This is a genomic window from Fibrobacter sp. UWB13, assembly GCF_900177805.1.
Classification (GTDB): Bacteria; Fibrobacterota; Fibrobacteria; order Fibrobacterales; family Fibrobacteraceae; genus Fibrobacter.
On sequence record NZ_FXAX01000001.1, the window covers coordinates 1,788,930 to 1,810,776 of the forward strand.

At 45.1% G+C, this 21,847-nt stretch carries 22 protein-coding genes; 8 read left to right on the plus strand and 14 right to left on the minus strand.

The genetic code is table 11. The features are described 5' to 3' along the window. Positions 1 to 4: 4 nt before the first annotated feature. The 5 genes from B9Y77_RS07495 to B9Y77_RS07515 form a co-directional block, all read right to left on the minus strand. On the minus strand, positions 5 to 1,003 hold the full coding sequence (locus tag B9Y77_RS07495; protein ID WP_085491063.1) for a PD-(D/E)XK nuclease family transposase: 999 nt from the start codon (positions 1,001 to 1,003) through the stop codon (positions 5 to 7). A 264-nt stretch (positions 1,004 to 1,267) separates the two neighbouring features. Continuing rightward, complete coding sequence (locus B9Y77_RS07500) at positions 1,268 to 1,564, minus strand: hypothetical protein (RefSeq protein WP_085491064.1); 297 nt, start codon at positions 1,562 to 1,564, stop codon at positions 1,268 to 1,270. Between the two features lie 437 nt (positions 1,565 to 2,001). After that, positions 2,002 to 3,246 (minus strand): type II toxin-antitoxin system HipA family toxin, encoded by a 1,245-nt coding sequence (locus B9Y77_RS07505; RefSeq protein ID WP_085491065.1) that lies wholly within the window; start codon positions 3,244 to 3,246, stop codon positions 2,002 to 2,004. After that, positions 3,246 to 3,464, minus strand: coding sequence for a helix-turn-helix transcriptional regulator (locus B9Y77_RS07510; RefSeq protein WP_085491066.1), 219 nt, complete (start codon positions 3,462 to 3,464; stop codon positions 3,246 to 3,248). The genes B9Y77_RS07505 and B9Y77_RS07510 overlap by 1 nt, the downstream gene beginning before the upstream one ends. Positions 3,465 to 3,782: 318 nt before the next feature. Then, on the minus strand, positions 3,783 to 4,196 hold the full coding sequence (locus B9Y77_RS07515) for a hypothetical protein (protein ID WP_176221722.1): 414 nt from the start codon (positions 4,194 to 4,196) through the stop codon (positions 3,783 to 3,785). A gap of 18 nt (positions 4,197 to 4,214) precedes the next feature. On the opposite strand from B9Y77_RS07515, the gene B9Y77_RS07520 reads away from it, so the two are divergent. Together B9Y77_RS07520 and B9Y77_RS07525 are read left to right on the plus strand one after the other, a co-directional pair. Beyond that, positions 4,215 to 4,427, plus strand: a complete 213-nt coding sequence (locus B9Y77_RS07520) for a DUF3791 domain-containing protein (RefSeq protein ID WP_085491470.1) — start codon at positions 4,215 to 4,217, stop codon at positions 4,425 to 4,427. A gap of 25 nt (positions 4,428 to 4,452) precedes the next feature. Beyond that, positions 4,453 to 4,683 (plus strand): hypothetical protein, encoded by a 231-nt coding sequence (locus B9Y77_RS07525; RefSeq protein WP_217807223.1) that lies wholly within the window; start codon positions 4,453 to 4,455, stop codon positions 4,681 to 4,683. Here B9Y77_RS07525 and B9Y77_RS07530 read toward each other — a convergent pair. Further along, positions 4,680 to 5,837, minus strand: a complete 1,158-nt coding sequence (locus tag B9Y77_RS07530) for a HipA domain-containing protein (protein ID WP_085491069.1) — start codon at positions 5,835 to 5,837, stop codon at positions 4,680 to 4,682. The genes B9Y77_RS07525 and B9Y77_RS07530 overlap by 4 nt on opposite strands. Positions 5,838 to 6,174: 337 nt before the next feature. On the opposite strand from B9Y77_RS07530, the gene B9Y77_RS16200 reads away from it, so the two are divergent. Continuing rightward, a complete protein-coding gene (locus tag B9Y77_RS16200) occupies positions 6,175 to 6,303 on the plus strand; it encodes a hypothetical protein (protein WP_254899961.1) in 129 nt (42 codons plus the stop codon). A 139-nt stretch (positions 6,304 to 6,442) separates the two neighbouring features. Here the strand turns inward: B9Y77_RS16200 and B9Y77_RS07535 are convergent, their stop codons facing one another. The 6 genes from B9Y77_RS07535 to B9Y77_RS07560 form a co-directional block, all read right to left on the minus strand. Next, positions 6,443 to 6,955 (minus strand): type IV pilin protein, encoded by a 513-nt coding sequence (locus B9Y77_RS07535; protein ID WP_085491070.1) that lies wholly within the window; start codon positions 6,953 to 6,955, stop codon positions 6,443 to 6,445. 356 nt (positions 6,956 to 7,311) lie between these two features. Beyond that, complete coding sequence (locus tag B9Y77_RS07540; RefSeq protein ID WP_085491071.1) at positions 7,312 to 8,646, minus strand: ATP-binding protein; 1,335 nt, start codon at positions 8,644 to 8,646, stop codon at positions 7,312 to 7,314. A gap of 365 nt (positions 8,647 to 9,011) precedes the next feature. Continuing rightward, on the minus strand, positions 9,012 to 10,367 hold the full coding sequence (locus B9Y77_RS07545) for a GGDEF domain-containing protein (protein ID WP_085491072.1): 1,356 nt from the start codon (positions 10,365 to 10,367) through the stop codon (positions 9,012 to 9,014). Between the two features lie 131 nt (positions 10,368 to 10,498). Then, entirely contained in the window at positions 10,499 to 10,717 is a 219-nt protein-coding gene (locus B9Y77_RS07550; protein WP_085491073.1) for a hypothetical protein, read from the minus strand. Further along, positions 10,717 to 11,190 carry a DUF3990 domain-containing protein gene (locus B9Y77_RS07555; protein WP_085491074.1) on the minus strand — a complete coding sequence of 158 codons (474 nt, stop codon included), beginning with the start codon at positions 11,188 to 11,190 and terminating at the stop codon, positions 10,717 to 10,719. The genes B9Y77_RS07550 and B9Y77_RS07555 overlap by 1 nt, the downstream gene beginning before the upstream one ends. After that, complete coding sequence (locus B9Y77_RS07560; RefSeq protein WP_085491075.1) at positions 11,187 to 11,405, minus strand: DUF3791 domain-containing protein; 219 nt, start codon at positions 11,403 to 11,405, stop codon at positions 11,187 to 11,189. Before B9Y77_RS07560 ends, B9Y77_RS07555 begins: the two co-directional genes overlap by 4 nt. A gap of 66 nt (positions 11,406 to 11,471) precedes the next feature. Between B9Y77_RS07560 and B9Y77_RS07565 the strand changes: the two genes are divergently transcribed. Further along, on the plus strand, positions 11,472 to 14,045 hold the full coding sequence (locus B9Y77_RS07565) for a TIGR03960 family B12-binding radical SAM protein (protein ID WP_085491076.1): 2,574 nt from the start codon (positions 11,472 to 11,474) through the stop codon (positions 14,043 to 14,045). Here B9Y77_RS07565 and B9Y77_RS07570 read toward each other — a convergent pair whose 3' ends face one another. Continuing rightward, positions 14,046 to 14,258, minus strand: coding sequence for a DUF6812 domain-containing protein (locus tag B9Y77_RS07570; RefSeq protein ID WP_015732184.1), 213 nt, complete (start codon positions 14,256 to 14,258; stop codon positions 14,046 to 14,048). 212 nt (positions 14,259 to 14,470) lie between these two features. Here B9Y77_RS07570 and B9Y77_RS07575 point away from each other — a divergent pair, with 212 nt between their 5' ends. The 3 genes from B9Y77_RS07575 to B9Y77_RS07585 all read left to right on the plus strand — a co-directional run bounded on the left by B9Y77_RS07575 (position 14,471) and on the right by B9Y77_RS07585 (position 18,143). Next, positions 14,471 to 15,313: an LOG family protein gene (locus B9Y77_RS07575; RefSeq protein ID WP_085491077.1), complete on the plus strand. Its 843-nt coding sequence runs from the start codon at positions 14,471 to 14,473 to the stop codon at positions 15,311 to 15,313. 167 nt (positions 15,314 to 15,480) lie between these two features. Continuing rightward, positions 15,481 to 16,587 (plus strand): protein kinase domain-containing protein, encoded by a 1,107-nt coding sequence (locus B9Y77_RS07580; RefSeq protein ID WP_085491078.1) that lies wholly within the window; start codon positions 15,481 to 15,483, stop codon positions 16,585 to 16,587. A 71-nt stretch (positions 16,588 to 16,658) separates the two neighbouring features. Then, positions 16,659 to 18,143 carry a hypothetical protein gene (locus tag B9Y77_RS07585; RefSeq protein ID WP_085491079.1) on the plus strand — a complete coding sequence of 495 codons (1,485 nt, stop codon included), beginning with the start codon at positions 16,659 to 16,661 and terminating at the stop codon, positions 18,141 to 18,143. A 142-nt stretch (positions 18,144 to 18,285) separates the two neighbouring features. Here the strand turns inward: B9Y77_RS07585 and B9Y77_RS07590 are convergent, their stop codons facing one another. Then, positions 18,286 to 20,433: a glycoside hydrolase family 9 protein gene (locus tag B9Y77_RS07590; RefSeq protein ID WP_085491080.1), complete on the minus strand. Its 2,148-nt coding sequence runs from the start codon at positions 20,431 to 20,433 to the stop codon at positions 18,286 to 18,288. 436 nt (positions 20,434 to 20,869) lie between these two features. Here B9Y77_RS07590 and B9Y77_RS07595 point away from each other — a divergent pair, with 436 nt between their 5' ends. After that, the gene (locus tag B9Y77_RS07595; RefSeq protein ID WP_014546686.1) at positions 20,870 to 21,811 is read left to right on the plus strand and encodes an aldolase catalytic domain-containing protein; all 942 of its coding nucleotides are present in this window, start codon (positions 20,870 to 20,872) and stop codon (positions 21,809 to 21,811) included. Positions 21,812 to 21,847: the final 36 nt, after the last annotated feature.

The following is a 21,847-nucleotide window of genomic DNA, read 5'->3' on the forward strand; positions in this document are numbered from 1 at the left end:
TCCGTTATTTATCGGCTTTAGTTGCCAGCGTCTTTTGTAATTCCAATATTTTTTCTTTAGGTAGATGCGAATACTTTACGATTTCTTCGATTGGCTTGTCATCAGCGAGCATGTCAAGCGCAGTTGCCGTACGCTCTTTATCACGCCCTTGTTCTGCTCCCTTTTCGAAGCTTTCATCAATAGCATCACTATATGCATAGAGAAAATCTTTCATATTCGCCTGCCTGATTAAGAGTTCGTCGCTTGCCGTATCACATTCAATTCGCCTTAGAGCATCTTCGAAAGTGGGATTATCGAATTCCGGTAGCGAACTTGAAGATCCTGCATTCTTCAGTATGTAAAGCCAACGGTCTTCATCCGTTTCGAGTTTGTCTTTTGACTTGTCAAACTTGGTAAGGTCTACAATAATATACTTATTTTTCGTAGAAATGGGAATGCAGCTTTCCTTGCCGACACTGGACAGGTTATAAAGGCCGACTTCATCTCTATAAACATTCTCCATAAACTGAACAGGGTAATCCATAATCCAAATAGAATAGATTTCTGGTAATTTGTAGCGGAACCTTTTCTTTTTGGCGTCAGGCATATTCTGAAAGTCTATTTCTTTATTGTAGTCGTTCTTCGCTCGCAATAACAAAAAAGCATTGTATATCATCATTCGGTCAATGTAATCGTTCAATTTGAGCTTTTGCATTTCAACATCAATTCGCTTTCCGGCTTTGGTCTTGGCTCCTATATCAAACTTAACACGGTATGGTTCTGGCAAATGAAAAACTTCATCCTGTTGAACGGTATAAGTCAGCGAATGAATCGCATTTTCGCCTTCAAAATGCAGAATTGCGTTCAGAAAGTTCACGAGCGCATCTTCGCTGTCAAGCAGAGCCCTAAATGCGGGATCGCATCGAGGATCCAGGTATTTTTGCCCCTCAAATTTTTTTCTAGCGCTTTCAACATCATTTATACGGTCATATGTTTCGAATAAGGATTCGTCATCTATATTCATCCTAAAATCTCCATTTTTTGAACGAAGAAACATTCTCCATCCATATAGTTAACACGCTTTTTTGGAGATTTTGGTTCACCTGTTTTTGAAAAACTTTTGTAAAAATAGGTTTAAGCGCCTGAAAGATTCTGCTATGATATAACAAAAGCCTACTCTTTCGAGTAGGCTTTTGAAGTTTTTTACTAAATCAGACGATTAGTCGTGGCTGATGTTCTTAAAGTTTGCGGTCAAAGAGGAACATGCTGTTCCGCCATCGATGGAAGCTCAAAACTTAAGAGTTGCACCCGTGCCCGCAGCAGCAATCTTAACATGCCAAACAGAATTAATTGGGCAGTCGTTCAAAGCTGTTTTTGCCTTGGCTTCCCAAGCATCTACAAGTGTACCGCCTAATGCATTAACCATGATGGAGCCATTATTTGTACCGAGGAATTTATTTTCATAAATAAACACGTTAGTGTTGTAGCTTTCTGAACTTGTTTTAGCACCCGGAGCAATATAGCCGATATTTTCCCACTTGCCTGCTGCACCAGTTTCGGCTGCATATGCATCCTGCAACTTCACGTAGGAAGTGGTGTAAAAATTGGGTATTTATGCAAAAAAAACGTTTTTTACAATATTATATGGTCTTAAAAACGGTTCCCTTTTAGGGAAAATCCAAAAATGACCAACAAAAGCAATATAGCCAGCCGACTTAAACTAGTTGTTTTGTTTATATTTATAGTATGACGAAGATGGAAATGAAATCTTTGCAAAAAAAAGCGAAAGCGGCATACGAAGCGATGTTGCATTTTCCTGTTTATAACGAAAATAGGTTCCGCAGGATTAACAACTTGCCCAAATTGTCAACGAAACAACTTTCGAAATGAATGAAAGTTCCTTTTTTTTCATTGCAAGAGACACCGTTAACAGTGTCATGTGATGATTGATTCACCGAGAAGCGTCTTTCGCAGATGAACATGATAAAGAACGTCCAATGCGAACGAATTCTCGACTTTGACTCAGAGTGGGAATTTTAAATTCTTCAAAACAGATTTTTCAACAGCCTCTAACGTTTGTCCATGCTCTTTTAACGACAAGTCTTCTTTGAGTCTTTCGAACGCATCGGCAACATTTTCGGCTATATCAGAATAGCAATCTAGAATTGTTTTTGACTTTAACCCCATTTCTTCAGCAAGCAAACCAAAATCGTCAAGATTGACTTTCTTGATTTCGTAATGTTTGCCAACCTTCATTGAAAATTTACGAGTCAAATTGGGGTAAACGATGGTACAGACTGCATCATAAATCGGAGCAAGGCGAATGGTCCCATCGCGAAACAGTAAAGAATAATTTTTTCCGTGGGCGTCACAATTTCCGATAATAAGGTTAAAAACAACATATCGTAAAAAGTTTCTTGTTTCTAGCAGAGGAATAGTCGTCTTTTCTTTAATGAGCTTATAGATATCAGCAATGCCAGGGCCTCCATCATTCTGATATTTTCTATCACTCAAAATTCCAAGAGCTTGGCACATATCTTCTTGATGAATTCGCGAGAAACAGTTCTCATCACGAATCCTGTCATAACGATTAATCAAAAGAAATTCCACATCGCCAATTCGCTTGAGCTCCATCTTTGAAGTCGGTAACCCACAGTATTCAGCAAGCTTGGTACAGATATATTCGTTCGCGGCCAAGCTAGATAATTCACCACTACCAGTAGGCTTGACGATATGCGTTGATGGAGCCCCGTTCTTTGGCAAATAATATTTCCCGTCAACATAAGTTAGCGGTAATTTTTCCTGAGCACCTGCTAATGATAGACGAAGTTTTTCTTTTGCCTTCAACAGTGGTCGAGTGTTAATATTCGTAATGTATTCGGCAAGTTTTTTTTCAGAGAGTGAATCGTAATTTTGGGAAGAAAATTCATAAACGTTTTTTGTTTTATTTTCTTCGCCATCTGGTAAAATTGAAACAAGTCCCGCACACTCGCCACCAAGCTCTTGCAATAGCTTGAGCGTGCTTGTTTCAGAAATGTGCAAATAATCAGAAATTCTTCTCTTTACATCGCCCTCAGGAAGAAGTCCTTCAAAAAACGGAAGACATTCTCTCTGCGTAAATTCATTTGCCCCCAAAGGCAACGATAAGGAAATAGGTGGATGTCCTGCATTTAAATATATGGAATCATACGAAAAAACGACACCTTTGTCGGCTGTAGATGTCAAATGCCCTGCAAGATTTTCGCCCAAATAAACCGCTAATTTCATCACTTAGCCCCATTCTCAGATAGTTGCAAATTCAAGCCCAGCATTTTCAAGACTTGAAGTGTTTTTCCCAAGTGAATGGAGTCTTTTCCGTTCTCCAATTCAGAAAGAAAACGGGTACCGACTCCACAAAATGCAGCGCATTCGGCCTGAGTAAAACCCAGACTTTTCCGGCGAGCCCTAATCTGCGATGAAAGGTCTTTGAGCGATTGAATTTTCATGCTCTAAATATAATATTCCCGAACGGGAAAATCAATATTTCGTCATGCGGCAAATTAAAAAATATTCCCGAACGGGAAAATGTAAGATGCCATAAAACATATTTGTTTTTTATCATAGAAATATGTTGCCTGAATTCTTTGGATTACCCGTTCTGCTCTTGGAAAAAGTTTGTTGAGGTGAAGTAGTTTTTTGTAATCTATCTAGTGTAAGCAAGTAGCAAACAACAAAAAACGCTAAATAACAGAAATGGTTATGATATAACAAAAGCCTTCCCGAAAGGGAAGGCTTTTGAAGTTCTTTATCAACTCAGACAATGATTATTCATGACCAATGTTTGAGAAGTTTGCAGTCAAAGAAGTACAATCGGTCTTGGTTCCACCATTCGGATCGACGTCAGCAGTATAACTTACAGAAGCACCATTGCCAGACTTGTTGAACTTAATAAACCAAAAACTGGAAATTTTGCAATCATTCAAAGCTGTTTTAGCTGTTGCTCTCCAACCTTCTGTTTCGGAATTGATAGAACCAACCATGGTTGAACCATCGTTAGCACCATTGAACGAATTGGTATAGTCAAAAACTGTGGTAGAGTAGCTTTCAGAACTATTGTTCTGCTTTGCACCCGGAGCGATATAACCAATGTTAGCCCACTTACCAACAGCACCAGTTTCGGCTGCATAAGCATCCTGCAACTTCACGTGTATATGGTTATTATTGACCATTTTACTCATTTTTATATATTTCTCTATATGGAAAAGCAAATAATATGGACTGTGGCTGCTATTAGCGAATTTGCGAAAGCCAAAGCGCTTTCGGTAAAGCAGGCTTTTAATTATCTGAGCCTTTTTAAGGGGATGGATTTTTTAGAAGCTCACTATGGGGCTGAACATTTGCTTTCATTCGACGATACCGTAGAAGATTTGACCGCAATCTGTCAAAGAAACGGAGGTCAGATTCAATGATGTTGTGCTGTGATTTTTAAGTATGATGCCAAAACAAGAATTTCTAGTTGAGGGAATTGTCAGCGACATGGCTAAATGGCTGATGGAAGAACGTAGTATTTCTCTACAGTCGGCATTGAGCCTCATCTACAACTCAAAAACTTTTGAATTGCTACAAAATCCATCAACAGGCCTTTGTACGGAAAGTTCCGCCTACAATTACGATTTGCTAGATTCTGAATTAAAGAACGGGAAATTAATTCAAACGGAAATTTAAAATTTCCACTTTGAATCAAAACCAAGAATTCGTTCGCATTGAACGTTCTTTATCATGTTCATCTGCGAAAGACGCTTTTCGGTGAATTTGTCATCACACGGGACGGATAGCGGAGTTTCGCGTATTTCCTCTACGCATTTTTTGATTTCAGACGTGAGAATTGCACGGGCTGGAGCAACGTAATCACTACCGATTACAGGGCCTCGCTTCGACAGGTATTCGTCAAAGTCCGGTTTTGATCCGTCTGCGCGTACGCCAAAATCAAAGCCATCTTCGGCAAGAGGGACAAAAGCCATATTAAAGTCAAAACACGGATTCATTGCAGTGCGTTCAAAGGTTTCATTGTTCACTAAGAAACCGAAATTTCCAAAATGCCTATCAGAATTCAACGTAATGCAATCCGCCACGACCATACGGCGGAATTCGTCTTCGCAATTAAATTCGCGATAAATTTCAAGAGTTTCGGGAAGTCCGTATTTCACACCATTCTTCAAGAAAAGGCTAACAGGTTTATAACCACATGCCTGACTTGTAAAAATTTTGCAATCGGAAACAACTCGACCATCATATTTTCGCAAATCGTATTTTACCGAATTACAAATTTTTTCAAAGACCTGACTTGCAAGAACTTCACCATAGGGCTCTAATCCCGCGTTCCTAGCTCCTGAGCTACCCGTTTTTATAAGATGAATTCCATCTTTTTCATTCAGCCAGCATTTGTCGTAGGCGCCGTCGGTAGTGAGTTCAGGAGACGTTGTGGACATCTGAATTCCAAACAACCCATTTCCATCAAAAGATAGCTTCGAAATTACTTCATCAAAGCGATTTTCATACAGATTTACATCTTTCCAAGAAATATTTTCACGTTCGCTTTTTACCCAAAGCGTGTCGGTTAAAGAGAGGCAATGCGTAAGAGCAATAAAACCGCTTTTTGTTTTACCACCGCATAATTCCAGTATTTTATTCACGTGGCTACGGTGTTTTGCCGCACTTCTGTTCGCAACCCATGTAGAAAGCGGATCACACCAGAATGGTAAGGCTGCATATGTTTTAACGATTTTGCAAAATTCAAGTTCACCTTCACCTTCGATGATGAAGTCACAAAGGGGAGTTTCCTTATTTATAAGAGTGTAGGTTAAATTTTGCATAGCCATATATGATATAGAATATTTCGGAAAAGAAGTCAATAGAGTCAATTTTTCTAGAGTCTATCATTTCAATAGTACGCAAAGTAAAAAAATGATCTAATCACCAATAGTGCGTAAGGTATTTTTCAAAATAATTGAGCAAAAATGAGCGAAGTGACACAATATTTAGCCATATCCTTCATGAAGTTGCAGGATACATACGTTTCTGAAAGCAATGTTGTCGCGAACTGAACTAGAATTGGTTACAAAATGGAATCCAAAGCCAATTTCACTTACGCTGGTTAAACTGCTACCGACAATGGTGGTACGACAACTCTTGCATTTTTGACAGTAAATATGATTGTTGGCAGGAAGAAAAAAAGTTACACTCAACGACTGTACTGAAGCAGACAAGTGCAAATGGCAGCTTCAGATGAATTCTTCTGATGGCGGAAATGGCATCGCATACACTCCGGCATTGTACGCAAATTAGACCCGCTACTCCATCTTTCACGAAGTTGGACTCAGCTGTAGCTGGCACAATGCAATATATTTGCAAAAAACAAACCGATTACACACAAAAAAACCCACCAAATGGCGGGTTTCTTCTTTTGTTTTAAACAATGTTTAAATTACATTGTGCCCTGACGGAGGTTGATGAACTGCGGAGTCAGCACAGAGCATTCAGAATCCATATCAGAGGTGTTGGAACCTGCAGCGCCCTTCTTGATGCCTGCGCCCCAGTTAAGACCATTGGCATCGCCGTTCTTCTTTACGTAAAGAGTCCATGTAGAGTTTGCAGTGCAGTCATTCAAACCAACACGAGCTTTTGCTTCCCATGCTGCTGTAGCAGAAGTCGGAATTGCGACAGAAATATCAGTTCCAGTAACCTTATCTGCATAATCAAAGGACGGAGTCTGAGTATTCATCGTATAACCAATAGCATTCCACTTTCCGATATACAGACCGGTTTCGCTTACATAAGCATCCTGCAGCTTCACGTATTCACCGGCAGCCGGACCGACTTCAGAGGCCTTGGACTTAGCGATCATACCGAACAGTTTCGGCACTGCGACGGCGGCGAGAATGCCCATGATCACGATAACGACCATCAATTCAATAAGGGTAAAACCTTGCTTCTTCATAGTGTGTTCTCCTTGTTTTTGTGACACATTCTTGTTTTGAGCGTTATTGCTCGTTTACATTCAGTAATATATCCACTTTTTTTCCGAAAAGCAACACTTTTGTCAAACTTTTGTCACGTTTTTGTCATGACTCAGTATATTCCAACTTAAAAGTGCCGTTTTTCGCAAAATTTCGCAAATATTAACCAAACTTTCCGATGAACTATATATAGATAATTTTTTACGAAAAAGGGATTTTCATCTGTTTTTTATATTCCAATTTGGAATATAAACACCGAGAATGTGATGGTGATCACACTGGTTTTAATCCTATTTGTTTAAGATTCTTTACTTTCAAAGATAATTATCACTAAAAACTAAAATTCTTCCAACATAAAAGGCAGCAAATACAGCGGTTTTAACAGCAATTGTCCCACATGAGCAACATCCTTTTGAGAAAACAGATATTCCTTGTATATTTTTTTAGAATATTTGTTTACAAAGTTTTCAATAGATTCGTGGTTTCGTGTAGCAGAAGACTTAATTTCCAGAGGAATAATTTTGTTTCCTTTAGAAAGCAAAAAATCTATTTCAAAATAATGGGAACTGTTTTCTTTCAACCAGGTATGGTAATAAAGTTCTTTGCCTCTAGCGGTAATAATTTGGGCTGCAACATTTTCATACAGATAACCAAGATCAGCATCCAATTTGTCGCTTAAAAGTTTTGCATATATTTCATTAGCTTGTTTCGAATCGTCGAACATCAAAGAAATAAACAACCCGGTATCAGACGCGTACAGTTTAAATCGGTCCAAATCTTTTGTTTGAGCAAGGGCCGAATCGGGATTAGCAACATGATAACAACAAAGAACAGTCTTTGAATCCAATAATTCAAAGAAACGACTTTCATCTTTTGTGGTTTGCCGTTTTCCAATCGCAGAAGATAGGACAAAATGTTTCTTTTTTAAGGCTAATTGGCTAGGAATTGCCTTATAAATATTAGACAATCGACCTGTCGGATCAATTTTTTTCAAATCCTCAAAATACAGATTTAATATTTTTCTTTTTACATTATCGATATATTCAAAATTTTCTTTTTGAATATACGCTTCTACGGCCTGGGGCATACCGCCTACAGCCATATAAAGCCTAAAATCTCGCATTAAACTTCTGTTTGTCGAGTTTCCAATAGCCGTATTCGCCTTATAAATCTCTCGGATGGTATTCGGGTCCTTCCCTATAGCCCACATGAATTCCTCATAATCCATGGGATACACACTTATCCGATGTTCTTCTGAGGGGATTACAATCCCTTGAACATTTTTCTTTATAGAAATGAGTGATCCAGTTTCAATATAATCGTAACGACCATCCTTTACCAAGAACTTGATAGCCTGCCGAACTTTGGGTTGCAGCTGGATTTCATCAAAAATAATGACAGATTTTCGTTCCTTGAGGGATATTCCCGATTCAGCCTGAAGTCGCAAGAAAAAAACATCCAACTTCGCTATATCTTTGAAAACATCAAGCATTTCCTCCGTTATATTTGCAAAATTCACTACAATATAGGAGTCATACTCATTTTTCGCAAATTCCTCAGCAATGGTACTTTTTCCCACACGACGGGCTCCTTCCAACAAGCAAGCGTACCGTCCCGAATAAGACTTTTTCCATTCCAGCAACTTATCGTAAACCTTACGTTTGAACAACATTTATTCGCCTCTTTGAGAAAAATTACAAAAAATTCAACATAAAAATACACCAAAAATTACAAAAATTCAACATAAAACATGAATAAAAATTCCATTTTTTCAACATAGAAGCGTTTTTCTGCACTATTTAACATTTTTTCGGGGCTAAAATCGGCCAAATCATACACTTTTTCCGACCTGAATTCAAAAATCCGCGCAAAACAGGAAGTCAACTTCCATTTTAGCACGGTTATACACAAAAAAAGGCCTCCCGAGGGAGGCTTTTCTAGAATTAACTGGATCCTTCGCTGCGCTCAGGATGACGTAATAAACAGTGTCAGAACGACGATATAACGCATGACGTAATAGGCGGCGTCAGAATGACATTACTTCATCACAGAATTTGCAACGACGACGCGATTGCCACCGGCCTGCATTGCCATCTGGAGGGAGGCTTCTGCGGTGTAGATGAGCGAGCCGGCATCGTTTGCGTGGGTCGGCATCACGGCAACGCCCATGCTGAGCGTGGTCGCGAGGATTCCTTCACCGTAGGCAATCTGGAGCTGCGAGATTTCATTGCGGATGCGTTCAGCACGGTTCCTCGTGATGTTGAGGTCAGCGCCCGGCATAATCACGCAGAACACGTCATCGGAGTAGCGGCACGGGATGTCTTCGCCACGGATGTAGCTCGGCAAGCGCTGTCCAAGTTCCCAGAAAAGCTGTTCCACGGCGTGGCGGCCTTGGGCGTTCTGCACGGCAGGGATTGCATCGGGGTAAAGCATCACGATACCAATGGGCGACTTGTGGCGCACGGCAGCAGTGATTTCGCGGCTGAGCGATTCTTCCATATAACGTTTGTTAAAAAGACCGGTCAGCACGTCGCGGATGCTGTGCTGTTCAAAGCGTATGCTCAGGTCCTGGTTCGCCACATAAAGTCCAAACGCGGTAGCGACAATGCTCACCTTCGCCTGCCAGTATTCCTTGGTTTCGGTTTCCGGGAGCTTATCGACCTGGAGTGTCAGAATGCCGAAGTGTTCTTCAAGGCCTTCGATCGGGGCGCAAATGGCAATGCCCTTCGGGCGGTGGTGCAAGTGCGTACAACCGCTAGAGACTTCAGGAGAGCTATAGTCAGTCACGACGATGTCGCCGGTATTGAAGCTTGCGCATTCAGCCGGGAGCACGGTTTCGTCACTGATGACGTTTGGGCCAAAGCGGAAAATCTGAGAAAGTTCAGTCTGCACGCCGCCGTACATATAAAGTACGCCAGAAGCTTCGGGGAAGAGTTCCGGCAAGAGCTTTTGCATGGCATCGATGACTTCGGTAAACGGACGGTTGCGCAGAATACCGATCTTAAAGCCGTTCCAGGCTTCGAGCGGGAACCCGACCTTGAGGGCGGCTGCATCGAGCTTCTTGATGGAGGCGGGCACGGGCTGCTGTTTGAGCGCCTCAGCGGCGGGGATTGCACCCGGCGGGAGCGGGTTTTTCTTTTCTTCTTGGAGGCGGACCGACACGAACTGCGTGTCCTTGGGCTGCGGCTTGTTCAGCACCTCGTTAAAATCGTTTTCGATGGCTTCAATCTGCCTGCTGCAGACGGTATAAAAAACGAAGCCGAGCACTGCGCCCCAAGCTCCGACAAATATGAACTTCGCCCCGATGGACATAGTTTCTTCGGGGACTACATATGCAGCAATAACGCCCATCAAAAAGGCGACCAACCAAAAGATATATTTAACGATATTCATACCATAAATAATATTAAAATATTACAGGGCATGGCTGTAAAGAATTTTTAAAACAGCCCCTTAAAAGCGAAGTTCCTCTACGATACTCATTGATACAAAAAGGATGGAACTATTAATGTGCGATATAAAACTTAGCCCTTTTGCAAAAACTCTTCGCGAACGAATTCATAGATGTAATCAGCACTTCGAGCCCGCAATCCCGTACTAGGATCATTTAAAGAATCAAAAATCTTTGACTTATAAACAAAATTGAAAGCTGTTTCCATATCCAAAGAAAACTCATTCATCAAAGATTGAACATTTTTTTCAACAATCCTCGAAACCAATGATTCGCTTTGAGCCGCAGTCATTACTTAACCCTCCGCAAAAGAGAAACAGCCTTTTCTGTTAAAAAGCAATATTGACTATTCAAGTCTTTATACTCAAGTTCCTTAGCCAACTCTTCTAACGTACGTAGGCCGTCTTCATACATATTAAGCAAATAAGCGACTCCATCATCAGCAATCGGACCTACAACAATATCATAGTTATGAGTAAACTTAGCAGAACTACTTCTATTTTTATAAATAAATTCAGCCCATTCAACACACACTTTTTCAAATCGTAATAATCTCAATTGATTTGATTGAAAAATACTTTCATCAAATTCATATTCTTGGACAACAGGATTTCCTCCAAAAATACGACTACGATTTTTAGCCAACTCATACGCTTGACGTTGGATATCAGTCACATAAAAGCCTCTTCCAAAGTCCTTATAAGGCTTTGTTTTCTTCAAATCTATTTCAGAAAAATCGCTATTTGTCCCATGATAAAGAATCATCCAATTGTGCCCCCATTATTTTTGCAAACAACAACCAAGTCATTCAATGCATCTTCTACAGGAAGAAGGTGTTCCGAAGAATAGCATTCATCGAGAAAACGAACGCCTTTGAAATCACATAAATAACTTGCTGCAGCCTGAAGCGACAATCGAAAACGCTTCGCAAAAAGCCGGATGCACATATTCACATATGGGATTTTGTATTTGTCAGCCATATCCTGAATATAGATTATCACTCGTAAAAAGACAACCCTTCCCCATTCTATTCTATATTTAACAACATGACAATCCTTGAGAAAATCGCACTTGCACTCCCCGCAGTAGAATCCCCCGCCCGTTACATGGGCGGCGAAGCGAACAGCGTCATCAAAGACCACAGCAAAATGCTTGCACGCATGGCGTTTGTGTTCCCGGACACTTACGAAATCGGCATGAGCAACAACGGGCTCAGAATTTTGTACCATGTGCTGAACCGCGAACCGGATTTGCTTTGCGAAGTGGCTTTTGCGCCGTGGGACGACATGGCCGCCGAGATGAAGAAGTACGATATTCCGCTTTATACGCACGCGAGCTATACGGCGGTCAAGGATTACGAAGTCGTGGGGCTTACGCTCCAGACCGAGCTCAACTTTACAAACGTGCCGTACGTGCTTGAACTTGCAGGGATTCCTGCATGGCAAAAAGACCGTGCCGAGAGCGACCCGATTGTCGTTTCGGGCGGACCCTCGATGGGCAACCCCGAACCGGTCGCCGATTTCTTTGACGCGTTCATGATTGGCGATGGCGAAAAGCTGATTGTCAAATTTGTGCGTTGCGTTGGCGAAGGGCGCAAGGCGGGACTTTCACGTGCCCAGATTCTGGAAAACTTGTCTAAAATCGATGGCGTTTACGTTCCGAGCTTGACAAAGGTCGTCAAGAACGAATACGGCGTGATTGTGCCTGCGGAACCTGCAAAGGGCTCTTACGAGAAGACGAACGGTGTACGCCGCCAGTTTATCCCGGTTTTGGACCCCAAAGACTACCCAATCAAGAACTTGATTGCAAACATGCAACTTGTCCACAACCGCTTTAGCGTGGAAGTGATGCGTGGTTGCGCGCAGGGTTGCCGTTTCTGCCAGGCGGGCATTTGGTACAGGCCGTGCCGCGAGCTCAATCCGGACGATGTTTTGGACATTGCAAAGGCTGGCATTCAAGCCACAGGCGAACGCGAACTCGGTCTTTTGTCGCTTTCTACCGCTGACTACAAGCCGGTCGAAGCGCTCACGGATTCCATCATTGACGACCCGTTTTATGACAACGTAGACGTAAGCCTTCCGAGTATCCGCGTCAACAGTTTTGGACAAAGTCTTGCTGAAAAAGTAGCAGCGCTCAAAGGCGGTCGTAGCGCCACGTTCGCACCGGAAACAGGTTCTGAACGCATCCGCAAGATGATCAACAAGACCATCAGCGACCAGGACATGTACGACGCCGCCGAACACGCATTCTCCAGTGGGTTCAACAAGATCAAGCTTTACACGATGATCGGTTTCCCGACAGAGAACTTGGATGATATGCAGGCATTCTGCGAGCTCATCTTCAATCTCGTGAAAATCGGGCGCAAGTATAACCGCGGCATTCAAATTGCAGTGAGCATCGGCATTCTCATTCCGAAATCATTTACGGGCCTGCAATGGGCTCCGTTTATGGACAAAGAAACAGCACTCGGGCACATCCGCTACGTGCGCGAAAAGTTCTTCAAGCACCCGAACGTGAAAATCAACTGGGCGGCCTGGGAAACAAGTTTCTTGGAAGCAGTCTACAGCCGCGGCGACCGCAGCCTTGGTCCTGTCATTTACGCCGCCTACAAGAAGGGCATCATCTTCGAAAGCGACAGCTACCGTTTTGACTTTAACAAGTGGCTCGAAGTCTGGCAAGAATGCGGCTACGACACGAACTGGGTCTACCGCGAACGCGACAAGGATGAAGTCTTCCCGTGGGACTTTATTCACGCAGGCACGACAAAGCAATACTTGCGCCGCGAATGGGAAAAGGCATTTGATCCGAATTCCGCACCCGTGCCAAACTGCAAATGGGGTGATTGCCAAGCTTGCGGTATCCCGGGATTCGGCAAAGAAATCGTCCTCGCCGACGACCCTGTGCGCCACAAGGCGCCGAGCCGTACCCCTGAAGAAATCAAGAAGCTCGTGGCAGAACGCCGCCCGAGCCAGAAGGTGAGCTACAGTTACAAGATTACGTTCAAGAAGTCCGGCATCAGCCGATTCCTGCCGCACCACAACATGCTTAGTTTCTTCGAACGCACGTTCATTTGCGCAGGCATCCCGATCAAGTTCAGCGAAGGCTTCAGCCCGAAGCCCCGCATTGTGAACATGGGTGCCTTGCCGCTCGGACTTGAGACTTACTGCGAAGTCATTAGCGTTGATTTACTGCAAAAGCTTGACCTCTCCGCCGAAGGTAAACCCGCCATTATTGCAAAGCTCAGCGCTCCGTTCCCGCGCGGCATGGAAATCGTGGATATCGAGCCTTTGAAGGAAAAGCTCTCGAAGCATTTCCCGAAAGCGATGGTCTACCGCCACACGCCCGAAAGCATCCCCGCCGACCTTATGCAAAAGTTCGAACAAAAGCAATTGCCTATTGTCACGAACCACCGCGGTCAGCAGATGGACTTGAACGAGCAGATTTTAGGAATTGATATTCAGAACGGCACAATGGTTGTGCGCGTCAAGTGTAACAACCAGGGGACAACCCCTAGTCCGTTTGTCATTTTTGCAGGGCTGCTTGGCATTGAGATTGACCCGGCCAAGCTCGATGAAGTCTCCCGCCGCTTCCTCGTCGCAAAGATTGCCATTGAATGGTAATTATTCAGCCGGGAGAATGATCTCGATGTGACTGGTGCTGACGTTAAGAAAGTGCGTACGGAACAGGTCCTTTTCATTCCTGTCGCAAACGCGCACCTGCGTCACCGCAATAAAATCCTTGTTTTCACGGATATAGTCCGTGAGGCGTTCGTCACGCAGCGTGTCGATTTCGCCCGTAATGACAAAATTATCTGTCCACATTTTTACTAGCATACCACTAATATATAAATGTTAGTCCAAGTAAGAAGATAAAAACCTTATTTTTTCGCCCCTAAAGCCATTTTATCGTATATTATTCAATAAGATACAACAATGTCATGCCCGATTTATTCGGGCATCTCCCTTTTAAAAGAAAATAGGAGATTCCCGCCTTCGCGGGAATGACAAGAATGAATCAATTTAAACTTAATTAAGAGGTTCGCATTATGGCACCGAAAAAAGTACGCACGATTCCAGGGCAGATGGCATACAACAACGCCGAATTCATGGAAAGCGATGCCGCACGCCCCATTCGATTCCTTTCTGAATTTTTCCAGCCTGCACAAGTTTTTGCACAAGAAGATATCAAGAATTCTATCGTGTTCTTTGGTTCGGCACGCACACTTCCGCCCGACGAAATCAAAAAACGCCGCAAGGGCTGCAAGGATAAAAAGGAACTTGCAAGGCTTGACAGGCTCTCCAAAGTCGCTGATTCTTACAATGCAGCTCGTGAACTCGCTGCCAAGCTCGGCAAGTGGATTAACAAGCGCCACCACGGCTACGCCATCATGACGGGCGGTGGTCCGGGCATTATGGAAGCCGGCAACCGCGGTGCATCTGACGTGGGTACGCCTTCTGTCGGTTTGAACATCAAGCTGCCTTTCGAACAACATTGCAACCCGTACATCGATGACGAACTGAACTTGCAGTTCCGTTATTTCTTTGTCCGTAAGTACTGGTTCTTGCGCATGGCTCGTGCGCTCGTTATTTTCCCTGGTGGATTCGGCACGCTCGACGAAGCCTTCGAAATGCTCACGCTTATCCAGACCGATAAGTATGCGCAGCAGATGCCGGTCGTGATTTTCGATTCCAAGTTCTGGAAGAAGGCTCTGAACTGGGAATTTTTCGCCGAAACGGGCATGATCAATCCCGAAGACCTCAAGCTCTTCAAGTTCTGCGACACCGTCGATGAGGCTTACGACTTCATCACCTCCAGGCTCGAAGAACAGAGCGAAGAAAAGGTCACGTTCGCGCGCTCCCACGCCGAAGACGAAGAAAAGAAGAAGTAAAGAACAAGACTTAACTGGATCCTTCACTTCGTTCAGGATGACGATACAATAATGTCATGCCCGCCGGAGCCTGTGCTGAGCGCAGTCGAAGTAAGCGGGCATCTTTTTTGTCGCCCCTGTCACCCCGGCCTCCGTGCCGGGGTCATCTTTTTTGCTAATTTTTTTTCATGTTCTGGAACAATTTGGCAGAAACGATGGACAGGGTCTCGCGCAATTTGGCGCTCCGTCCGAACTACACCATGGAAGAATACCAGCGGTGGTTCGACCACAATCCTGACTTTAAGCACAACGGCAATGCAGAACGCATCGAGCTTATCGAGCCGCTTTCGCTCGTAGGCACAAACCAGCTCTACCGCGCCAAGCTCTGGATTGAACACCCGCGCGATGAAAAGCGCTACGACGAAAAAGAAATCGTCGTGAAAATCTGCAAGTACTGGGCTCCCCCAGGCAAGAACCGCCTGCACCGTTTGAACATGCTCTTGAGTGCGTTCCAAGACGAAATCCGCATCAACAACCTAATCCGCGCCACAAACATCGAAGGCGTGGTGCAGACTTTTGGCGGAGGCATCGCGGGTCGCCACCCCTACCTCAAGCTAGAGTTTATCAAAGGTTGCTCGCTCGATAGAGTCATCAAGCCAAAGCTCACTGACGAAGAACTTTTGCAGCGCGTGGCACAAATCGCCTACCTTGCAAACACCATCAGCCAGCTCCATTACTACCAAATTGTGCATAAGGACATCAAGCCCAAGAACTTGCTCCTTTGCCAGAATCCGGCGCACAAGAACAACCATAAGATTTTGATTTGCGACTTTGGTTACGCCCAAGCCAAGATGCGCGAATCCGTTACCGAAGGCGGCGGAGTCTTTTCGCCTAGCTACAGCGCACCGGAACTCGCCCAGTCTAGCGAAAACATCACGTACGCCGTGGACTACTTTAGTTTCGGTGCCGTGATGCACGAATACCTTACCGGCGTAAAGCTCTACCCCAAGGCGAAGGAAATCTACACCGAAGAAGGGCGCCTAATAACCAAGCGCTACATGGAATACATCGAGAACGGTCGCGAAAACGTGTTTAACGATGAACGTTTCCCGGAAATTCACGATTGGATCGATGCACTGACCACGTTTGACGCCAACGAACGCATGAAAAAGAGCCCGAACCTGTTCGCCCTCGCCCACAAGCTCCGCGAAGAGGTAAATGCCCAGGGATTCCGGGACGTAAATACCGATTTTCTGTGGAACCAGCTGAATGAGTACGGAAAGCGCACGTTCTAACACGCTTTTAGACTACATTTCGCCCCCTAGCCCAATTACACTTCACTAATGATTTGTTTATATTCATTAGTATGAAGAAAATATTGAGCATCCTCCTAAAACCGTTCCGGTTTTTCAAATTCCATCATTACGTGACGCTTATAGCGATCGCGGCCCTCGGGGTTTTCAATTTCCAGACAACCCTCAACCCGACCATTCAAAAAATCCGTCAAGAAAAAGACATCCATCAATCATTTGACAAATGGTGGAACGAGGAACGCGCCCAAGAATTCAAGAACGTGGGCCTCACGCCAAACGACACTATCAAGGCGCAAGAGTTCGAGCTCTACAAGGAACGTTACCAAGTCGAGAACCCAACGCCAATTATCGAAGACCGCATCGAGGAAATGAAGGGAGAATTCCTCAATTGGTGGGAAAATCAGGGCGGCAAGGAACAGTACGCCAAGGAGCATGGCAACTACCCGACCGACAAGCAATATGAGGCGGAACTCAAAAAATGGATTTACAATTATACGGACAAATTCATCCGTTACCGTTGGGCATACCAGCCTAGCCGAGGCAATACCGAAAGTTGGCTCACTTGCAGTTTGCTGTTCCCAAGCACATGGTCCTTTATTTTCTTCGTCATATTTTTCATGTTTGCGCTGATGCAGCTTGAGAAGCGTTGGCACGCAATCTTTGTTTACATTTACGCGGTAGTAATCGCAATTATTAGCGGTTTCTTTGTCGATTTACTCGTAGACACATCGTTCTTTGGGCAGTTCGCCACACAGCGTTACATGGGCGTAAGCCTGATGGTTTGCTTTTTGCTTGGAGCTAACGTATTCGACAAAGAGAAAGACGCCATTCCGTCTTACGTCAGCAAAATTTCGCAACTTGCGCTTGCAGGGAGCATGGCTATTGACTGGTTCTTGAATCCGGGGATTTTCAACGCGGTTGCCGTGGAATCGCCGCTCTTCTTTGCTTTGGGCGGACTAGCGGGCTACTACATGCCGCACCGCGCTGAAGGAAGCACCAAGCAAGTTGTTACCGAGCAAAGGCCCGAAGAAACGGAATCACCTAGCGAACGCACCCGTAAGATGATCAGCAAGGGGCTTGAAGCGGCAAACAATGGTGAAAACGAGAATGCGGCCCGCCTACTGCAATACGGGCTGACGGCGCTTCTGCAAGAAGAACCGGTCAAGTTCCAAGACGTGAAGGACGCGGTAAATAGAATTGCAGGTTGCTACGCCGAAATTCCGAGCACGCAATGGATTGAATGGGGAGCCATAGCAAAGCAAAAGAAAATCCCAGAGGCCGCAATTACGTTGCTCGAGAAGGGACTTGCAAAAGAAACAGATGCAACCATAATCCGCCGCGCACACTTTGACATTGGCGAGCTTCGCATCCAGACAAAGTCCGATGTGAATGCGGCCATGGAGCACTTAGGCAAGGTCATCAAGGAAAACGACAGCGACACGCTCGCCGAACAATCCAAGAAGCTTATGGAAACCGGCAAGGACATCCTAGTTCAAATGGCCTACGCCGCCCCCAAACAGTTTAAAGTCTCTAATTAGTTTGGACTCTCCGTCATTCTGAGCGTAGCGAAGAATCCAGTTACATTATCAGTTGCTTCACCAAGAATTAACTGGATCCTTCGTCCTTACGGACTCAGGATGACGAAACGCACACTTGACTCAGGATGACGTCAAAGCGTTCTTACTTTACAACAAACTTCTTGGCGGAGAGGCCTTGGACTTGCACAAGGTAGAGTCCGCTCTTGAGCGTGTTTACGTTGAGCGATTCGTTCATGCTTTGGGCGGTCTTTTGCATTTGCACATTGCCCTGCACATTCAGAATCTTGACAGCGCGGCCCACAGCCGTGCGCGGCAAATTCAGCGAAAGCATCTTGCCAACAAGCGACACGCCAAACTTCGCCGTTGCGACAGCATTCGGCAATGCAGAACGCGGCGGTTCCACCTTCTTCGAAACTTCATCATAACGTTCCACAACAGCCATCAAATACCATGTGCTATGCGGAAGCCATTGTTCATCCCAGCGCCACACCTGCCAAGATTCCTTCATAGAATCAAAGCCCACGGCAGCAACACCATCGTCCGTCCAGGCAATACCCGAACCATCCTGATTCTTGCCGGTAATGCCATTTGCAATACCGCCTTCAAGCGTTGCATCATAATCAGACTGGCCATCGTATTTTTGCGGATTCTTAGATCCCTTGCCATACATCATGCAAGTTGCATACGGGTTCTTGCCTAAAATCCAGTCGAGCTGATCAGTTGCATATTTCTGTACACTATCGGCAACACTTTCGTTCAAAGCACGAGCCGCAAACATTGATGCAGCTGCAAGGCTTGCAATGCGGGCATCTTCACCCTGCCACCAATAATTACTTTCATTATCGTGCGGGATAAAGAAGCCATCCTTTATCTTGTCCTGAGTCTTGTAAGTCTGGCGAGCATAACCGAACGGGTTATCCACCTTGTTCGTAACAGAAATTAGCCATTTAGAATGATTTTCGATGGTCTGTCGGGCGCCAAACAAGAGCTGATTGTTGCAGCTACACCCCATACAAAGCGGACAAACCCAAACTGGACTTCCGTCAACAACCTCATCAACAGATTCCTCAGTAGTAGCTTCAATTTCAGCATAGCGAACAAGTGCAATCAGCGGAAGGCCGGCATCACTTGCATGCCAGAACGGACGCTTTTTCGCATCATCACTCCAGAAATAGCCATCTTCGCTCAAGCGTCCTTCAAGATGCAGCGCACGCTTGCGTGCATCCGTCAAATACGCCTGCGTCTTGGTCGCCGCATAAAGTTCCGTTGCCGCCAAAAGCGCCGTGTAATCGTCGATGATATTTTCCTTGTGGTCATCGCAGTAAGCGCAGTCGCCGCCAATGCTCTGTTTTTCGGACAAATGCTTGTAAGCCTTTTCTGCCGCAGCCAAATACTGTTCGCTCGTAAAATCGCCCTTCAGCTTCAGCCTTGCAGCACTTGCGAGAGCCGCTATCGCCATGCCACCGCCTTCGCGGAACGCCGTCTGGTAATCCGTACTCTTGATGCCATCGGAACCGGAGAACGCGCAAATTTCACGTTTGCCCAGAGGCGAGCCCCAGTTATCGAACACGGTCATATAGAAGAAGCCCTGTTCATCAAGCATACGCACCAAGAAGTCCGCACCGTACGCCGCTTCATCAGCCGTTTTCGCCTTTGTCAATGTCGAACCAAGCAACTTCGGGATGCGTTCCGAAGCAAAAGCAAGCGACCAGACTGTTAGCGGAATCTGCTGCGGGTTCAAATAATTGGCATAAGAAAGATGGCTCAAGTATTTACTCACGTCGCCACTGGCATCGTACCAGCCGCCATGCACATCGAGCTTTTTATCGGACTTATACACGCCCATGCTCTTGTCCCAATCGACAACAGGAGCCTTGTCCGCACGATCATCATAGAAGTAATTGAGCACTGTCGCAAGCGTGTTTGACGCCAAAGCGTTTTCGCCCACCGTAAATTCGCCCGAATTCTGCGCTTGGCCATTCTCGGAAACCTGGAGCGTGTACTTGCCAGCCGTAAGGCCACTCAAGTCCGCCACATAAAACTTGCCGTTGTTCAGCCAGTTATCCGGATTCGAACCCGCCGAAAGTTTACCCGTCTTGACCGCCGAACCACCCGACATCACGCTAAATTCTGCTCCATCAGCAAGATTATCGCTCTTGACAATCACAGAAATCGGCTGACCGACATCGTAACCGACCTGGTTATAATAAAACTTGGTATCCGCAGAAGCTGCGCCCGCGTTCAAAAGAACCGCGGCAGAGAAAATCGGGGAAAGCTTATATATATGCATGCGCTAAATATAGATACACGAGGCTTTGGAAAAAAGTAAAATAAACCTCATACGAGATAGGGAAACACCGTTATTTTCAACGCATATTTAGCGTAAATTATAAAATCAACCAGTTAAAGCTTAAACGGCAAGCCATTCAAAGTAACTCGAAACAGCAATTTATTATAAGGGCTTTACGGCAACCGAGTCCAAACGGAGACATCTTTCGAAGGTTTAAAGTCCTCAAAACTAAAGCAAACAAGCCTTACCCAGTCATTTCAACGCAAATTTTACGTTAAATATTAAATATTTTTCATTTCATTCAAAAATTTTATTGACCATTCAAATTTCAAAACCTATGTTTGCAACGTAATAAAAAAACGACTGGATTCTTCGCGATTTCATCGCTCTGAATGACGTCACAAGTAACTTTAAACCTAAAACCAAAGATCTAACCATGTACTACGAAACAATTAAAGTTCTCGACTGCACGATCCGCGATGGCGGCCTCGTCAACAAGCACGATTTTTCTCTTGAATTCGTGCGTAGATTGTACACCCTTCTCACTGCAGCCGGCGTAGACTACATGGAAATGGGTTACAAGAACTCCCCGGAACTCTTCGACCCGAAGGAATACGGTCCGTGGAAGTTCTGCGACGACGATTTGCTTTGGAAGGTCAAGGACGGCATCGATTCCAAGATGAAGATGGCCGTGATGGCTGACGTGGGCCGCGTCAACATGGATGCCGTGAAGCCCGCTTCCGAAAGCCCGTACCAGATGTTCCGCGTGGCAAGCTACGTCAAGAACATTGACAAGGGCATCAGCATGGTGAACGCCTTCCACGACATGGGCTATGAAACGACGCTCAACATCATGGCTGTGAGCCGCGACCGCGGTCCGGAACTTGACGAAGCCCTCCACCAGGTCAACGAAGAATGCAAGGCCGACGTGCTTTACCTCGTCGATAGCTTCGGCGCCTTCTACCAGGAAGACATCGACAAGGAACTCGCCCGCTACAAGGGCATCGTGAAGAACAAGAAGTTCGGCTTCCACGGTCACAACAACCAGCAGCTCGCCTTCTCCAACACGATCCAGGCTATCATCAACCACGTCGACTACCTTGACGGTTCCGTATCCGGCATGGGCCGCGGCGCAGGCAACTGCACCACGGAACTCCTCCTCGGCTTCCTCAAGAATCCGAAGTACGACCTCCGCCCGGTTCTCGACGCCATCCAGGAACTCTTCTTGCCGTTGCAGAGCAAGTACGAATGGGGTTACATCATCCCGCAGATGATTACGGGTATGCTCAACCGCCATCCGCAAGACGCTATTGCCGTCCGCAAGACCGAAGAAAAGGACATGTACCGTAAGTTCTACGAACACATGATCAACGACTAAAGTAAAATACATTGGCGATGCCGTCCCGGAACAAGT

Bases quoted from the DNA above. Each gene is read 5' to 3' on its own strand.
- B9Y77_RS07495 (WP_085491063.1), bottom strand. From the start codon at position 1,003: ATGAATATAGATGACGAATCCTTATTCGAAACATATGACCGTATAAAT.
- B9Y77_RS07505 (WP_085491065.1), bottom strand. From the start codon at position 3,246: ATGAAATTAGCGGTTTATTTGGGCGAAAATCTTGCAGGGCATTTGACA.
- B9Y77_RS07510 (WP_085491066.1), bottom strand. From the start codon at position 3,464: ATGAAAATTCAATCGCTCAAAGACCTTTCATCGCAGATTAGGGCTCGC.
- B9Y77_RS07515 (WP_176221722.1), bottom strand. From the start codon at position 4,196: ATGAGTAAAATGGTCAATAATAACCATATACACGTGAAGTTGCAGGAT.
- B9Y77_RS07520 (WP_085491470.1), top strand. From the start codon at position 4,215: ATGGAAAAGCAAATAATATGGACTGTGGCTGCTATTAGCGAATTTGCG.
- B9Y77_RS07525 (WP_217807223.1), top strand. From the start codon at position 4,453: ATGCCAAAACAAGAATTTCTAGTTGAGGGAATTGTCAGCGACATGGCT.
- B9Y77_RS07530 (WP_085491069.1), bottom strand. From the start codon at position 5,837: ATGGCTATGCAAAATTTAACCTACACTCTTATAAATAAGGAAACTCCC.
- B9Y77_RS07535 (WP_085491070.1), bottom strand. From the start codon at position 6,955: ATGAAGAAGCAAGGTTTTACCCTTATTGAATTGATGGTCGTTATCGTG.
- B9Y77_RS07540 (WP_085491071.1), bottom strand. From the start codon at position 8,646: ATGTTGTTCAAACGTAAGGTTTACGATAAGTTGCTGGAATGGAAAAAG.
- B9Y77_RS07545 (WP_085491072.1), bottom strand. From the start codon at position 10,367: ATGAATATCGTTAAATATATCTTTTGGTTGGTCGCCTTTTTGATGGGC.
- B9Y77_RS07550 (WP_085491073.1), bottom strand. From the start codon at position 10,717: ATGACTGCGGCTCAAAGCGAATCATTGGTTTCGAGGATTGTTGAAAAA.
- B9Y77_RS07555 (WP_085491074.1), bottom strand. From the start codon at position 11,190: ATGATTCTTTATCATGGGACAAATAGCGATTTTTCTGAAATAGATTTG.
- B9Y77_RS07560 (WP_085491075.1), bottom strand. From the start codon at position 11,405: ATGGCTGACAAATACAAAATCCCATATGTGAATATGTGCATCCGGCTT.
- B9Y77_RS07565 (WP_085491076.1), top strand. From the start codon at position 11,472: ATGACAATCCTTGAGAAAATCGCACTTGCACTCCCCGCAGTAGAATCC.
- B9Y77_RS07570 (WP_015732184.1), bottom strand. From the start codon at position 14,258: ATGCTAGTAAAAATGTGGACAGATAATTTTGTCATTACGGGCGAAATC.
- B9Y77_RS07575 (WP_085491077.1), top strand. From the start codon at position 14,471: ATGGCACCGAAAAAAGTACGCACGATTCCAGGGCAGATGGCATACAAC.
- B9Y77_RS07580 (WP_085491078.1), top strand. From the start codon at position 15,481: ATGTTCTGGAACAATTTGGCAGAAACGATGGACAGGGTCTCGCGCAAT.
- B9Y77_RS07585 (WP_085491079.1), top strand. From the start codon at position 16,659: ATGAAGAAAATATTGAGCATCCTCCTAAAACCGTTCCGGTTTTTCAAA.
- B9Y77_RS07590 (WP_085491080.1), bottom strand. From the start codon at position 20,433: ATGCATATATATAAGCTTTCCCCGATTTTCTCTGCCGCGGTTCTTTTG.
- B9Y77_RS07595 (WP_014546686.1), top strand. From the start codon at position 20,870: ATGTACTACGAAACAATTAAAGTTCTCGACTGCACGATCCGCGATGGC.